General features: G+C 72.0%; 12 protein-coding genes. 9 read left to right on the forward strand and 3 right to left on the reverse strand.

Annotated elements, in window-relative coordinates; translation table 11 throughout:
• Nucleotides 1-44: 44 nt before the first annotated feature.
• The 4 genes from WMF29_RS33105 to WMF29_RS33120 all read left to right on the forward strand — a co-directional run bounded on the left by WMF29_RS33105 (nt 45) and on the right by WMF29_RS33120 (nt 3770).
• Entirely contained in the window at nt 45-956 is a 912-nt protein-coding gene (locus tag WMF29_RS33105) for a hypothetical protein (protein ID WP_437324112.1), read from the forward strand.
• 19 nt (nt 957-975) lie between these two features.
• Nucleotides 976-1851 (forward strand): protein kinase domain-containing protein, encoded by an 876-nt coding sequence (locus tag WMF29_RS33110; protein WP_437324113.1) that lies wholly within the window; start codon nt 976-978, stop codon nt 1849-1851.
• Nucleotides 1852-1913: 62 nt separating this feature from the next.
• Nucleotides 1914-3104 (forward strand): cystathionine gamma-synthase, encoded by a 1191-nt coding sequence (locus WMF29_RS33115; protein WP_437324114.1) that lies wholly within the window; start codon nt 1914-1916, stop codon nt 3102-3104.
• Nucleotides 3105-3209: 105 nt separating this feature from the next.
• Nucleotides 3210-3770, forward strand: a complete 561-nt coding sequence (locus tag WMF29_RS33120; protein WP_437324115.1) for a hypothetical protein — start codon at nt 3210-3212, stop codon at nt 3768-3770.
• A 62-nt stretch (nt 3771-3832) separates the two neighbouring features.
• Here the strand turns inward: WMF29_RS33120 and WMF29_RS33125 are convergent, their stop codons facing one another.
• On the reverse strand, nt 3833-4696 hold the full coding sequence (locus WMF29_RS33125; RefSeq protein ID WP_276596419.1) for a Stp1/IreP family PP2C-type Ser/Thr phosphatase: 864 nt from the start codon (nt 4694-4696) through the stop codon (nt 3833-3835).
• Between the two features lie 560 nt (nt 4697-5256).
• Nucleotides 5257-5814: a ribosome recycling factor gene (gene frr / locus WMF29_RS33130; protein WP_437324116.1), complete on the reverse strand. Its 558-nt coding sequence runs from the start codon at nt 5812-5814 to the stop codon at nt 5257-5259.
• A 274-nt stretch (nt 5815-6088) separates the two neighbouring features.
• Between frr and WMF29_RS33135 the strand changes: the two genes are divergently transcribed.
• From WMF29_RS33135 to WMF29_RS33155, 5 genes are all read left to right on the forward strand, one after another.
• Nucleotides 6089-7573: a sigma-54-dependent transcriptional regulator gene (locus WMF29_RS33135; RefSeq protein ID WP_437324117.1), complete on the forward strand. Its 1485-nt coding sequence runs from the start codon at nt 6089-6091 to the stop codon at nt 7571-7573.
• A gap of 162 nt (nt 7574-7735) precedes the next feature.
• Nucleotides 7736-8209 carry a peroxiredoxin gene (locus tag WMF29_RS33140; RefSeq protein ID WP_437324118.1) on the forward strand — a complete coding sequence of 158 codons (474 nt, stop codon included), beginning with the start codon at nt 7736-7738 and terminating at the stop codon, nt 8207-8209.
• Nucleotides 8210-8214: 5 nt separating this feature from the next.
• Nucleotides 8215-8874 carry a DNA-3-methyladenine glycosylase gene (locus WMF29_RS33145; RefSeq protein ID WP_437324119.1) on the forward strand — a complete coding sequence of 220 codons (660 nt, stop codon included), beginning with the start codon at nt 8215-8217 and terminating at the stop codon, nt 8872-8874.
• 67 nt (nt 8875-8941) lie between these two features.
• The gene (locus WMF29_RS33150; protein WP_437324120.1) at nt 8942-10132 is read left to right on the forward strand and encodes a hypothetical protein; all 1191 of its coding nucleotides are present in this window, start codon (nt 8942-8944) and stop codon (nt 10130-10132) included.
• A 58-nt stretch (nt 10133-10190) separates the two neighbouring features.
• Complete coding sequence (locus WMF29_RS33155) at nt 10191-12035, forward strand: DUF885 domain-containing protein (RefSeq protein WP_437324121.1); 1845 nt, start codon at nt 10191-10193, stop codon at nt 12033-12035.
• Between the two features lie 45 nt (nt 12036-12080).
• Here WMF29_RS33155 and WMF29_RS33160 read toward each other — a convergent pair whose 3' ends face one another.
• On the reverse strand, nt 12081-13673 hold the full coding sequence (locus WMF29_RS33160) for a peptide chain release factor 3 (RefSeq protein ID WP_437324122.1): 1593 nt from the start codon (nt 13671-13673) through the stop codon (nt 12081-12083).
• Nucleotides 13674-13762: the final 89 nt, after the last annotated feature.

Here is a 13762-nt window from a genome sequence, read left to right on the forward strand (position 1 = left end):
GCCCCGGCTCGGAGCCGCGCGGGCAGGCGTGATACGATGGTCGCATGACCGGTTCACTCGACGCCGGGGCCGGCCCGCACGTGGCTGTGCTCGCGGGCCCGCTGCGCGAGGCGCTGGAGAGGAGCCTCGCCGACCGGCTCGCGCGCCGCCCCGGGGCGGAGCTCAACCTGGACAATGCGTTCTGGGGCGCCCCCGAGCCACGCGACCTCGGCGAGGCGCTCACCCGGTTCGGGCCGACGTGCGTCAACGTCGTTGTGCGCATCTTCGAGCGACTCCGCGACATCGATCCAACGCTCGACCTGTGGATGCAGATCAGGTATCTGCGCAACGTCTGGTGCGGGGGGAGCGCCGGTTTCAAAGTGGTCTACGTGGAGCCGGCGGCCATGCGCGAGCGCCTCGACCACCACTTCGCGGGAGCGGGCGGCCGCCGCGTGGCGCGCGACACGATCCTCGGGGGGATCGAGCACCAGCGGGGCGCGCTGCTCGGTTCGCTCGCGGCGAGCGTTGCGGAGCTCTTCCGGGGCGGCGAGCCGCGCGACGCGGACAGCTGGCGCGAGGTGCACCGGCCGGATCATGAGGCGGTCCACCTCTGCGTCGGCAAACACGAACCGCGGCCGCCGGAGCTCGACGACATCCACCTCGACTGGAGGTCGCCGGTGGTGGGCGTCGACGAGGAGAGCCGCCGCTGCCGGTACGGGCTCCGCATCGGCGTGGTCCACTGGGTGCAGGCGCGGTTCGGGCTCGGCAAGCCGGTGTTTCCGTTCCAGAGCATCGATGACAGGGTCGCCGCCCTGGCCGGGCGCCGCGAGGCGCCGGCGCGCTGGGCCGAGTTCGCGGCGCGCTGGCGCGACGCGCGGTGGCCGCTCGCCCTCCGCGGCGGCGACGGCGCAAAGGAGGCGCAGGCGTGGCTTGGCGAGTGCGACGAGCTGGTCGCTGCCCAGCAAGCGGGCGCGTGAGGGGCCACAGGCGGCCGGCATGCCCTACCCCGCTCCCGACGGCACCCAGCTGATCGAGCACCTCGGCGCCGGCGCCACGTTCGACGTCGCGCTGGTCCGGCTCGGAGGCTCGCCGCCCGGCCCCACGCTCGTGTGCAAGCGCCTCGTCCCCGGCGTCCTCCACGAGCACGCGGGGCGAGCCGCCATGGTCCGCGAGGCGAAGGCCCTCTCCGTCGTCCGCCACCCTGCCCTGCCCGCGCTCGCGCGCGTCGGCGCCGATCGCTATGGCCCGTTCCTCCTCGAGAGCCGGCGCGAGGGCACCTCCCTCCGCGACGTGCTCGACGGATGGCGCGGCCGCGGCCGGCCGCCGCCCGCGTCGCTCATCACCCACGTCGCCAGGACCGCGATCGAGACGCTCGCCGAGCTCCAGGAGCTCGAGGACGCCGGAGGCCCGATCCGCTTCGTTCACGGCGATCTCGGCCCCGATCACGTGCTGCTGGGTCCGCTCGGCGACGTCGGCCTCGTCGACCTCGGGGCCGCGCGGTTCCGCGGCATGGATCCGGACCTCGAGACCGCCGACCGGGGCACGGTTCCCTTCGTTGCCCCCGAGATCGCCCGCGGCGAATCCCCGCCGACCCAGCGCGGCGACGTCTACTCCATGGCGGCGACCCTCGTCTCCTTCGCCACCGGTGCGCCCCTCACGCGCGCGCGCGAGCAGGCCGCGGCGCTCGTCGAGATCAGCGAATCCGGCCTCTGCCTCGATGCGCTCTCCGCCACGGACGCGCTCTCACCGGGCCAGCGCCGGGCGCTCGCTCGCGCGCTCGATCGCGATCCGGAGCGCCGCGTCGGGACGGCGCGGGCGCTGCTCGACGCGTTCGACGCGGCCGCTCCAGATGGGCCCGAGGCGGCGCGCTGACGCGGCCCTCCTGCGCGCCAAAACCGTGGACGCACGCGGCCCATGAGATAAGTCTCGCCCGCATGAAGCCCCACCTAGGTCACGACAAGCTCGGCCTCGACACGCTCGCGATCCACGCCGGACAGCCGCCGGATCCGACGAGCGGCGCGGTCATGACGCCGATCGTCCTCTCGAGCACCTTCGCCCAGGAGCGGCCGGGCCACCACAAGGGGTTCGAGTACTCCCGCAGCGGCAACCCCACCCGCAAGGCGCTCGAGGCGTGCGTCGCCGCGCTCGAGGGGGGGCGCCATGGCTTCGCGTTCGGCAGCGGCTCCGCGGCGACCGCCACCCTGCTCCACACGCTCCGCCCAGGAGATCACGTGCTCTCGGGCGATGACGTCTACGGCGGCACCTTCCGGCTCTTCGACAAGGTCATGCGGCCGATGGGCCTCGCCTCGACCTCGGTCGACATGAGCGACCTCGACGTCGTCCGCAAGGCCCTCACCCCGGCCACGCGGATGATCTGGATCGAGACCCCGACGAACCCCATGCTCAAGATCTTCGACATCGCAGGGCTCGCCGAGATCGCGCGCGCGCACGGGGCGCTGCTCGTCGTCGACAACACCTTCGCCACGCCGGTGCTCCAGCGGCCGCTCGACCTCGGCGCTCACGTCGTGGCGCACTCGAGCACGAAGTACCTGAACGGGCACTCGGACGTCGTCAGCGGCGCGCTGGTCACGTCCGAGGACGCGCTCGCGGAGCGGGTCGGGTTCCTGCAGAACGCGATCGGCGCCGTCCCGAGCCCCTTCGACTGCTACCTCGTGCTCCGCGGGATCAAGACGCTCGGCGTGCGCGTGCGCCAGCAGTGCGCGACGGCCGCGCTCATCGCCGAGCGGCTCGCCGAGCACCCGGCCGTGCAGGCGGTGCACTATCCCGGCCTCGCCACGCACGCCGGCCACGCGCTCGCCGCGCGGCAGATGCGCGCGCCCGGGGCGATGATCTCGTTCGTCGTGCGCGGCGGCCTCCCCGTCGCCTCGCGGTTCCTCGAGCGGCTCGCGATCTTCGCCTGCGCCGAGAGCCTCGGCGGCGTCGAGTCGCTCGCCGAGCACCCCGCCCTCATGACCCACGCCTCCGTGCCCGCGGCGGCGCGGGAGGCGCTCGGCATCGCCGACGGCCTCCTCCGGCTCTCGGTGGGCCTGGAGGCCGGCGAGGACCTCTGGAACGACGTCGCCCAGGCGCTGGACGACGCGCACACGCGCGCGACGGGCACGTAAGCGCGCGGGAACGCGCGCGGCGCGGCCGCCGTTTGATCGCGGGCCCCCGAGTACGATAGAAGCGAGGAGCGGCCTCGGGGCCGCCACCTACCACCGGAGCTTTCCATGCGTCTCGCTCGCCTCGGCTTCGTGCCCGTGCTCGGCCTCCTCCCCCTCCTCGGCCTCGGCTGCAGCGGCGCGGAGCCGTCGACCCCGCGCGGCGCCTACACCATGAACTTCGCCGACCCTGGCGCCGACTGCTCCGCACAGGGGCACCGGGCGGTCCTCGGCGACGTGTCCGCTACTCAGAAGGTCCGGCTGGTCACCGACGGCGAGGATGACGCCTCGGTCGACTGCTCCGTGTCCGGCTCGGGCACCTTCTCCGTCTCGGCGGTGGCCAAGAACCCCGCCGAAGCGGCGGAGATCCACGTCAAGATCGACGCCATCTCCCCCGCGGCGACCCAGGACGCGCCGGCCACCGGCAGCATCAGCTTCTCCTCGGCGAAGACGGGGGGCCAGACCTTCTACTCCGATACCGCGGCCCCGTGTAAGTTCTGGTTCGAGGGCAAGCAGGGGGTCGACGCGGGCAAGATCTGGGTCGGCTTCGAGTGCCCGGCGATGCTGAACGAAGGCGAGACATGCCAGCTCAGGCTGGGCGTCCTGGCCTTCGACAGCTGCGGAGGCTGAGCGGCGCTGGCGGCTGGCGGCTGGCTGTTGACAGGCGGCGCGCGGGGGGCGCGCCCCGCGCTTCAGCTCTTCTCGGAGCGCGAGGCCGACACCGCCGGGACCGTCGACCGATCGCCCATGCTGACCTGCTGCGAGTCGGCGGGCGGGCCGATCGTCGCGCTGTTCGGGAGCTCGGCGTCGTCCTGCTCGTCGATCCGGATCACGAGCGCCGTGATGTTGTCCTCTCCGCCGTTCTCGTTCGCCTTGGCGATGAGGCGGCGGCACATCTCCGGGACCTCCTCGGTCGAGCTCACGATGTGGAGGATCTGGTCGTCCGAGAGCATCCCGCTCAGGCCGTCGGAGCAGAGCAGGTAGACATCGCCGGGCTGCGGCTCATCGCTCAGCAGATCCACGGAGACGCTGTCGTGCATCCCGAGCGCGCGGGTGATGACGTTGCGCGGAAGCTCGGCCCGCTGCTCCTCGGTGAGCTCGGGCATCGCCATGATGTAGTCGTTGAACAGCGAGTGATCGCGCGTCAGCTGGCTGATCGAGCCCTTGCGGACACGGTACGCGCGGCTGTCGCCGACGTGGCCGACGTAGATCCGGTTCTTCTTCTTCGAGAAGAGCGCCCCCACGACCGTCGTGCCCATCCCGGCGCAGTCGCGCGACCGGATGCTGCGCTCGAAGATCTGGCGGTTCGCGACCCGGATGCCCGCCTGGAGCCGGTTCTCCTCCTCCGACAGGCTGGTGTCGAAGTGGAATGGCCAGGTGGCGTCCTCCCGCGACGTCGACCGGAAGAAGTCCGCGATCGACTCGGTCGCCAGCTTGCTGGCTACGTCCCCCGCGCGGTGGCCCCCCATGCCGTCCGCGACGATGAACAGATCGTACTCCGACAGGACGGCGTAGCTGTCCTCGTTGTGGTCGCGTTGGAGACCAACGTCCGTCATTCCTGAAGCGATCGCTCGCATAACCTCGGGAATCCTTGAGACGGCTCCGGGCCTTCGGCTTCGAACACCAACCATTTCACGCTAGCGAAAACCTGTCAAGCAGGGCCTCTCGCGCCCCAATGGGCGTCTTCAGAGCCTTCTCACGAGGGCCTTCTCACGCCTCACGCCTTCGCACGCCCACTCGCCGACCTTCCCGATCCTACCGACTCCGACCGGGGGGACCGCAAGCCTCTTTTTCACTTCTTTGCTTCACGGGACGGCCCATTGTGAGCTGGGCTGGTCCCTGGCGCGCCTCGCCCCGTGGCGCTCGGACGCGAGCGCCGGCGCGGGCACGGTCGCGGGTCACGCGAGCGCAGGACAACGAGGCTGCGAGGCATCATCAGGCCGGGCCGGGCTCGGCGCGCGCGGCGTCACGACACGAAGGGGCGCTGCCGGCAGGCGATGTCGCCCACCGCGCATCGCCCTCCTCGAAGAGCCCGGCCCCATCGCGCGCTGCGGGGATGGGGCGGCCGCACGGGGCTCCGGCTCGGTCGCCGACGCCCGCCCGGCCGAGGGCCCGCTCACACGTCCAGGATGTCCTTTTCCTTGCCGGCGATCACCGTGTCGACCTGCTTCGTGCCGTCGGCCACCACGTCGTCGACCTTCTTCTTGGCCCGATCGGCCTCGTCGCCGCTGACGTCGCCGTCCTTCTCGAGCGAGTCGATCATCTCGTTCGCGTCCCGGCGGTGCTTCCGGATGGCAACTTTACAGTCCTCTCCGTTCTTCTTCGTCAGCTTCACCATCTCCCTGCGCCGCTCCTCCGTCAGCGGCGGGATCGGGAGTCGGATGAGATCCGCGTCCACCTGCGGATTCAGGCCGAGATCGCTCTCCCGGATCGCCTTCTCGATCGCCTTCACCTGGTTCTTCTCCCAGGGCTTGACGCTGATGAGCCGCGGCTCCGGCACGGACACCGTGGCCATCTGCACGATCGGCGTCGGCACGCCGTAGTAGTCGACGCGGATGCCGTCGAGCATGGCCGCGTTCGCGCGCCCGGTGCGCACCTTCGCCAGGTCTCGCCGGAGAGCTTCGATGGCCTTTTCGATCCCGTCGCGCAGCTCCTTGATGACGTCCTCGAGCATGATCCGGCTTCCTCCGTGTGGGGCTCGCCCAGCCCGCCCTCTTCGCGGGCGGGGGCGGAGCTTACCGCGTATTTCCGGGCCGGCGGAGAAATCGATCCGCCCGACCTCGCCGGCGTCGCGGTCGGAAGAGCGCTCGCCTCCGCCCGGGCGCGCCCGGGCGCAGGCGGACGCGCGCGCGCCCGAGCGCCGCCGCGCCGTCCCCCCCCGTCGAGCACGCACCTCCGCTGTCGCGATCGTGCCGAGCTGTAGTAACTCTGGGAGGCAGGGCGACCCGATGCGCGATCTGGACTGGAACAGCTTCGACGTCCTCGTCGTCGACGACGAGCAGGACAACCTCGACGCGTTCCGGTTCGCCTTCAGGAAGTCGTTCAAGATCCATTATGCGCTGGGCGGCGCCGAGGCCCTCTCGCTCCTCGACCGCCTCGATCCTGCGGTGATCGTGGCGGACCAGCGAATGCCGGGGATGAGCGGTATCGAGTTCCTCAAGCAGGCGAAGGAGCGGCGGCCCGACGCGGCGGGCGTGCTGCTCACCGCCTACGCGGACATGACGGTGCTCATCGACGCGGTCAACTCGGGCGCGGTCGACCGCTACGTCCAGAAGCCCTGGAACTCGAAGGAGCTCGCCGTCATCCTCCGGCAGGCGATCGCGGGGGTCGCCACCCTCCGGGAGAACCGGCGGCTGCGCGAGCAGCTCGCGCAGTACGCGGGCTACCTCGAGCGCGAGCAGCGGGACCCGATCGATTTCGGCGAGATCGCCGGCGAGAGCGAGGCCATGCGCGAGGTCGCCGCCCGGATCGGCGAGGTGGCGAAGGCGGCGACGCACGTGCTGATCGAGGGCGAGGAAGGGGCGGAGAAGGAGGTCGTCGCCCGGGCTATCCACGTGGGCTCCCCGCGGGAAGAGCAGCCGTTCGTCAAGGTGACCTGCGCCGCGTTCCGGGGCGACACGCTCGAGCGCGAGCTGTTCGGCTGGCGGCGAGGCGCCTTCGACGGCGCGTTCGCCGAGCGCGCAGGCCGGCTCGAGCTCGCCCACCGGGGGACGATCTACCTCGACGAGCCGGCGCCGCTCACGCCCTCGCTCCAGGCGAGGCTGCTCCGCGTGCTCACCGACGGCGAGATCGAGCGGCTCGGGTCGACGGAGACCACGCGCGTCGACGTGCGCGTCGTGCTGTCGCTCACGCCCGGCATCGACGAGGCCTGGGCGCGCGCGGGCGTGCTGCCCGAGCTCGTCTCCCGGCTCTCGGTGTTCCCGCTCCGGCTGCCGCCGCTCCGGGAGCGGCGCGAGGACATCCGCGCCCTCGCCGAGCACTTCCTGCGCAAGGTCGCGCGGCGCAACGCCCGCGCGGCCACCGCGCTCTCGGACGAGGCGATCGCGAAGCTCGCGGCGTACGCGTGGCCGGGGAACACGCGGGAGCTGGAGAACGTGGTCGAGCGCGCCGCCATCCTGTCGCGCGGCGACGTGATCCTGCCCGAGCACCTCGCGTTCACGGCGCGCGCGCAGCCGGCCGAGCCGCCCGCGCGCGCGCCCAGGACCGCCGCGCCGGCGGAGCCGGAGGCGGAACCGGCCGGAAAAGAGCCCGCCGCGCCGGCGTGCGCCCGGCCAAGGCTCGACCTGAGCTCCCAGCTCGACGACATCGAGCGGCGGGAGCTCCTCGCCGCGCTGGACCGCTGCGGAGGGAACAAGGCGGAGGTCGCGCGGCAGTTCGGCATGCAGCGCACGACCCTCTATTACAGGCTGAAGCGGCTCGGAATCGACGGTTGAAGACGGTTGAAGACGGTTGAAGGCGGCTGAAGACGGCTGGAGACGGTCGACGGCGGTCGACGCTCCCTGACGACCCCCGACCGACGCTGACGGCCCCGCCGGGACGCCGCGGAGCGTGGCCACAGTCGACGCCGGGGGCGACTTGCGGCAGATTGCGTCGGCATGCTGAAGGTCGGCGAGCGCGCGCCGGAGATCGACACGCTGGCCATCGACGGCCAGCGCTTCGTGCTGTCGGCGCAGGGTGGGCTCTGCACGGTCGTGTACTTCTTCCCGAAGGCCTTCACGCCCGACTGCACCGTCGAGGCCCAGCTCTTCCGCGACAACCACGCCGAGATCGCGCTCGCGGGCGCCAGCATCGTCGGCGTCAGCACCGACGACCACACGACGCAGTGCCGGTTCGCCGAGGCGCAGAAGGTCCCTTACCCGATGATCGCCGACCGCGATCGCAGCGTGTGCCGCGCCTACGGCGTCCTCTGGCCGCTCATCGGCCTCGCCCGGCGGATCACCTACGTCATCACGCCCGCCCTGGAGATCGCGGCGGTCTTCCACCACGAGTTCCAGGCCTGGAAGCACCGCGACGACGTGCTCTCGTTCATCGACAAGCGCTTCCGGGCGGCGCGCCCCCCCGCGGGGTGAGCGCGGTGCCCGCCGTGCGCCCCACCCCCGAGCCCCGCGCGCTCAGCGAAGGCGCCGCGCTCCTCGACGGAGCGACGCCGCTGCCGCGTGACTTCTACGCTCGCCCCGCGCTCGTCGTCGCGCGGGCGTGCATCGGCAAGGTGCTCGTCCACACGACGCCCGAGGGCACCGCCGCCGGGCGCATCGTCGAGACCGAGGCGTACCGCGGCCCGGAAGACCTCGCCGCGCACAGCGCGGGCGGGCGACGGACCGTGCGGACGGAGGTCATGTTTGGCCCGGCGGGTTATGCGTATCTGTTCCAGCTCTACGGCATGCACTGGGCGTTCAACATCGTCGTGGCCTCGGAGGGAGAGCCGCACGCCGTCCTCATCCGCGCCATCGAGCCGATGATCGGCCTCCCGCTCATGAGCCGCCGGCGCGGCGTCGCGCCTGGGCGGATCGAGCTCACCAACGGGCCAGGGAAGCTGTGCAAGGCGCTGGGGCTCGACCGCTCCGCGTACGGGATGGATGTCTGCGGAGCGCAGCTCTCGCTGCTCCCCGGCGCTGCTGGGCCCATCGGCAGGTCGCCTCGCATCAACGTCGACTATGCAGGTGCGTGGGCGAAGAAGCCGTGGCGATTCTACGAACGCGGCAATCGCTATGTCTCCGTTCCGCCTCGCCATTGAGCGGGCGTGAGGGCGCGAGCGCTCGAAGCGCTCGCGCCCGGGCCCAGGATCGCGCGACAATGGGCGCATGGGATTCTGGCCTTTCGGGGGGCGTGAACCTGCCAACGTCGAGAGCGCGTCGCAGGTCGTCACAGCGGACACGCGTCGGGAGACCGTGCGGGGAAAGTTAACGCTCTATTTCAAGGAGCCGCAGACGCGGAGCGCCGCGGACAGGGCCGCGGAGCGGTGCGCGCAGCTCGCCGGAGACCTGCTGCGCGAGGCCGCAGATCACGAGCCGCTCCTCGGCAAGGAGGCCGATCTCGCCGCGGCCATCGCGGACCGCGCGCCGCGCGGCATCCCGGGGCTCCGCGCGATCGAGCTCGCGGCGCTTCACGTTGTGACCGAGCGCACCACGCAGTCGCGGCGCGGCGAGCCGACGGCGGTCCAGGATCCCACGCGGACCGTGGGCGCGCGCGCGCCGTCGAACAAGCCCTCGCCGGTCGGCGTGAGCCGGCCCACCGGCGTATCGCCGGCCAGCAGCCGCGCCCTGTCGCAGGCTCCCGGCGCGCCGCCGGCCGTCGGTCGCAACACGCCGTCGAGCATCCCGCCGCCCATCAGCGTGCGCTCGCCGCCGAGCTCCGGCGCGCCACGCTCTCGCGCCGCCGGCGCGGGCGCCGCGCGGGGGTCGAGCCCGGGGCTCATCGGCTCGCCCCCCACCGTGATCGCGGCCGCGCTCGCGCCGTTGCTGCGCGACGCGTCCACGCGGCTGCTCCTCGGATGCCTGCGGGCGCACGACCTGATCATCGTGCGCCGCGTCGCGATCGATCCGGGCGCGGCCGATCAGCTGGCCGCGCTGCTGCCCGTCTCCGAGGCGCCGCCGGGTGAGTTCGAGGCGAGCCGGGCCGCCGAGCTCTCCCGCTGGCACACGGTGCTCGGCTCGCCCGTGATCAGCCAGCTGCGCACGGAGTCGTGCGCGATCAGCGCGCAGAAGGCCCGGGCCGCGCTGGGCGCCGCGAACATCGCGGCGGGCGTCGCGGGGGAGCTGATCGACGCGCTCTGCCGCACCGCCTTCCCGGGCCTCGCGCTGTCGAGCGCCCACATCGATCGCTACGCGGAGCAGGATCTGAACGAGCTGGCGGCCGAGAGCATGGCGCGCATCCTCCGGCACCCGAACTCGAAGCCGCTCCGCCTCGCGCTCGGCCCGCTGCTCGACGCGGTGCACGGCGATGTGGACGGCATCTCCCGCCTCGCGAAGGCCTCGCTCGGCAGCGCGCACTGAGGCCGATGCCGCCGCTCGGCACGTTCCCTTCTCGGCGAGCTGGCGCTAGGAGGCGTGGGTGCGACACCATGGTCTCTTCGATGAGCTCTCTTTCTCCCGCAGATCGCTCCGCGGCCACCTGCCCCTGCTCGTCGCGCTGCTCTGCGCGTGCGGGTCGACCGAGCGCGCCGTCCCGCCGCCCGTCACGAAGGCGGCCGTCGTGAGCCCGGCCGACGCTCGATCCGGCGAAGCGGGCGCCGAGCAGGCGCTCGCGGCCTTGTCGGCGCGCGTGCTCGAGGAGTACCTGCGCGACGAGCCGGTCCGCGCCACCGAGGCGGGGGACCACCGGTACGACGCCGCGTGGCCGGACGTCACCGAGCAGGGCGAGGCCGCGCGCAGGCGCACGATCGAGGCGGCGCTGGCCGAGCTCGGAGCGCTGCCCACGGCGAGCCTGGGCGTCGAGAGCCGCGTCGACGCGGCCATGATGGAGAACCAGCTGCGCTCCTGGCTGTTCGCGATCGACGAGCTCCGCGAGGCGACGTGGAACCCGATGGTGTACACGGGCCTCGTCGGCGACGGGCTCGATCCCCTGATCACGAGGAGCTTCGCGCCGCTCGAGGAGCGCCTGCGGAGCCTCGCAGGTCGCCTCTCGGGCGTCCCCGCGCTCGTGCGGGCCGCGGAGCAGCGCCTCACGGCGGCGCCGCCGCGCATCCACACCGAGACGGCGATCGCGCAGAACAAGGGGCTCATCGCGCTCTGCAAGTCCGAGCTCCCGGCGCTGTTCGCGTCGGTCCCGGCGCAGCAGGCCGAGCTCGACGCGGCCGCGAGGGCGGCGGCGGCGGCGCTCGAGGGCTTCCAGGCGTTCCTCGAGAAGGACCTGCTCCCGAGGAGCGACGGCGACTTCCGCCTGGGCCGCGCGCGCTTCGAGAAGAAGCTCCGGTTCACGCTGGACGACGCCGCGATCGACATCGACGGCGTGGTCGCGAGCGCCCGCGCGCTGCTCGCGGCGACGCACGCCGAGATGCTCGAGACCTCGAGGGAGCTCTGGCCGGCGCTCTTCGGGAAGCAGCCCTTCCCGAGGGTCGAGGCGCAGGACGAGAAGATGGCCGCGATCCGGAAGGTGCTCGACGCGCTCGCGGCCGATCACCCGACGAACGCGACCATCGTGAAGGCGTCCGAGAGGCTCCTCGCGGAGGCGACCGACTTCGTCCGCGCGCACGACCTCGTGCGCATCCCGGAGGAGCCCTGCCGGGTGATCGAGATGCCCGAGTACCGCCGCGGCGTCGCGATCGCCTACTGCGACGCGTCCGGCCCGCTCGAGGCGAAGCAGGAGACGTTCTTCGCGATCGCGCCGACGCCGAAGGACTGGCCGAAGGCGCGCGTGGACTCGTTCTACCGCGAGTACAACTCGAGCATGCTCGCCGACCTCACCGTCCACGAGGCGATGCCGGGCCACTTCCTGCAGCTCATGCACAACAACAGGTTCCCCTCGAAGTTCCGCGCGGTCTTCTCGAGCGGCCCGTTCGTCGAGGGGTGGGCGGTCTACACCGAGTGGCTGATGGCCCACCACGGCTTCGGCGGCCCGAGGGTGCGGATGCAGCGCCAGAAGATGGTGCTCCGCATGTCGGTGAACGCCCTCCTCGACCACGGGGTGCACGCGGGCACCATGGGCGAGGAGGAGGCGCTCGCGCTCATGACGAAGGACGCCTTCCAGGAGGAAGGCGAGGCCGTCGGCAAGTGGCGGCGCGCCCGGCTCACGAGCGCGCAGCTCACCACGTACTTCCACGGCTTCACCGAGATGATGCGCCTGCGCGCCGAGCACGAGCGCAAGCCGGGCTTCACCGAGCGCGCCTACCACGACCGCCTGCTCAGCCACGGCTCACCGTCCGTGCGGCACCTCCCGGCGTTGCTCGCGCAGGAGTAGCGGTGAGGCCGCGCGCGGCCGATGAGGGCCGCGCGCGGCGGAAGGTCACACTGGAGTGATCGAACCGCCGAGCTCGACGAAGCGCGCCTTGGGGAACGCCTTCTGGCAGGCGTCGAGCTGCCAGTCGCCCTTGAAGAGCACGACGTGGTTCCCATGCACGTCGAGGGCGCCGTAGCCGTAGAGGTTCGACTCGAGCTCGGCGAGGGGCACCGGCTCGCCCTCGACCCAGCGGGCCAGGCTGAACGAGAGCCGCTCGATGCGAGCGTCGACGCCGTACTCGGCGGCGAGGCGGTGCTTCACGACGTCGAACTGGAGCTCGCCCACGACCCCCAGGATCGCCTCGCCCTCCCGGCCCTCGGGCGGCCGGAAGAGCTGGACCGAGCCCTCCTGCGCGAGCTGCTCGAGCCCCTTCTTGAGCTGCTTGCGCTTCATGGGATCGATCATGACGACGCGGGCGAACTGCTCCGGCGGGAACTGCGGCAGCGGGGCGTACTTCACGGGCGAGCCGCTGCAGAGCGAGTCGCCGATGAGGAAGAGCCCCGGGTCGAAGACGCCGATGATGTCGCCCGCGAAGCCGTCCTCCACGAGCGTGCGCTCCTGGGCCATGAACTGCACCGGGTTGGTGAGCCGGATGTCGCGGTCGAGGCGCACGTGGTGCACCTTCATCCCGCGCTCGTAGCGGCCGGAGCAGACGCGGAGGAACGCGATCCTGTCGCGGTGGGCCCGGTCCATGTTCGCCTGGATCTTGAAGACGAACGCGGTGAAGCGGTCGTCGTCCGGGGCGATGGGGCCCTTGTCGCTGCCGCGCGGCGCGGGCGGGGGCATGAGCTCGATGAAGGCGTCCAGGAACTGCGGGAGGCCGAAGTTGGTGATGGCGCTGCCGAAGAACATGGGCGTGACCTCGCCGCGGGCGAGCTTGTCGCGGTCGAGCGCGTCGCCGGCGGCGTCGATGAGCTCGATGTCCTCGCGCAGCTGGCGGGCGCCCTCCTCGTCGAGCGCCTCGACGAGCTCGGGCGCGTCGAGCGAGACGACCTCCATGGGGGCGATCTCGGCGCCGTGCGCGACGAGCTCGAAGAGGAAGACCTGCTTGCGCTCACGATGGTAAACGCCGCGGAACTTGCCGCCCGCCGAGATGGGCCAGGTGACGGGGTAGACGCCGATGCCGAGGACCTCCTCGACCTCGCCGATCAGCTCGAACGGGTCGCGCCCGGGGCGGTCGAGCTTGTTGACGAAGGTGAAGATCGGCATCTGCCGGAGCTTGCAGACACGGAAGAGCTTCTTCGTCTGCGTCTCGACGCCCTTCGCGCAGTCGAGGATCATGATGGCAGCGTCGGTCGCCATCAGCGCGCGGTAGGTGTCCTCGCTGAAGTCGGCGTGGCCGGGGGTGTCGACCAGGCTCAGGAGGCGGCCCTTGTACGGGAACTGGAGAACGCTGGTCGAGATGGAGATGCCGCGCTCGCGCTCCATCTCCATCCAGTCGCTCACGGCGTGAGCGCGCGCCTTCTTGGCCTTCACGGCGCCGGCTAGCTGGATGGCGCCTCCGTACAGCAGGAGCTTCTCGGTTAGGGTGGTTTTGCCAGCGTCGGGGTGGGAGATGATCGCGAACGTCTTTCGACGGGCGATCTCGCGGGTGAGCATCGGGTCGGGCACAGCGGCGCGGCAGGATAGAGTCCGTGGGGGCTGCGTCAACCCAAGGGGCGACGGAGCCAGGGCGGGCGGGGGTGGCG

It is taken from the genome of Sorangium sp. So ce381, from assembly GCF_051473845.1.
Classification (GTDB): domain Bacteria; phylum Myxococcota_A; class Polyangia; order Polyangiales; family Polyangiaceae; genus Sorangium; species Sorangium atrum.

What these genes read in the sequence shown, in the direction of transcription:
- WMF29_RS33115 (WP_437324114.1), top strand. Translation starts at nt 1,914, where the DNA reads ATGAAGCCCCACCTAGGTCACGACAAGCTCGGCCTCGACACGCTCGCG.
- WMF29_RS33105 (WP_437324112.1), top strand. Translation starts at nt 45, where the DNA reads ATGACCGGTTCACTCGACGCCGGGGCCGGCCCGCACGTGGCTGTGCTC.
- WMF29_RS33135 (WP_437324117.1), top strand. Translation starts at nt 6,089, where the DNA reads ATGCGCGATCTGGACTGGAACAGCTTCGACGTCCTCGTCGTCGACGAC.
- frr (WP_437324116.1), bottom strand. Translation starts at nt 5,814, where the DNA reads ATGCTCGAGGACGTCATCAAGGAGCTGCGCGACGGGATCGAAAAGGCC.
- WMF29_RS33120 (WP_437324115.1), top strand. Translation starts at nt 3,210, where the DNA reads ATGCGTCTCGCTCGCCTCGGCTTCGTGCCCGTGCTCGGCCTCCTCCCC.
- WMF29_RS33110 (WP_437324113.1), top strand. Translation starts at nt 976, where the DNA reads ATGCCCTACCCCGCTCCCGACGGCACCCAGCTGATCGAGCACCTCGGC.
- WMF29_RS33150 (WP_437324120.1), top strand. Translation starts at nt 8,942, where the DNA reads ATGGGATTCTGGCCTTTCGGGGGGCGTGAACCTGCCAACGTCGAGAGC.
- WMF29_RS33125 (WP_276596419.1), bottom strand. Translation starts at nt 4,696, where the DNA reads ATGACGGACGTTGGTCTCCAACGCGACCACAACGAGGACAGCTACGCC.
- WMF29_RS33140 (WP_437324118.1), top strand. Translation starts at nt 7,736, where the DNA reads ATGCTGAAGGTCGGCGAGCGCGCGCCGGAGATCGACACGCTGGCCATC.
- WMF29_RS33160 (WP_437324122.1), bottom strand. Translation starts at nt 13,673, where the DNA reads ATGCTCACCCGCGAGATCGCCCGTCGAAAGACGTTCGCGATCATCTCC.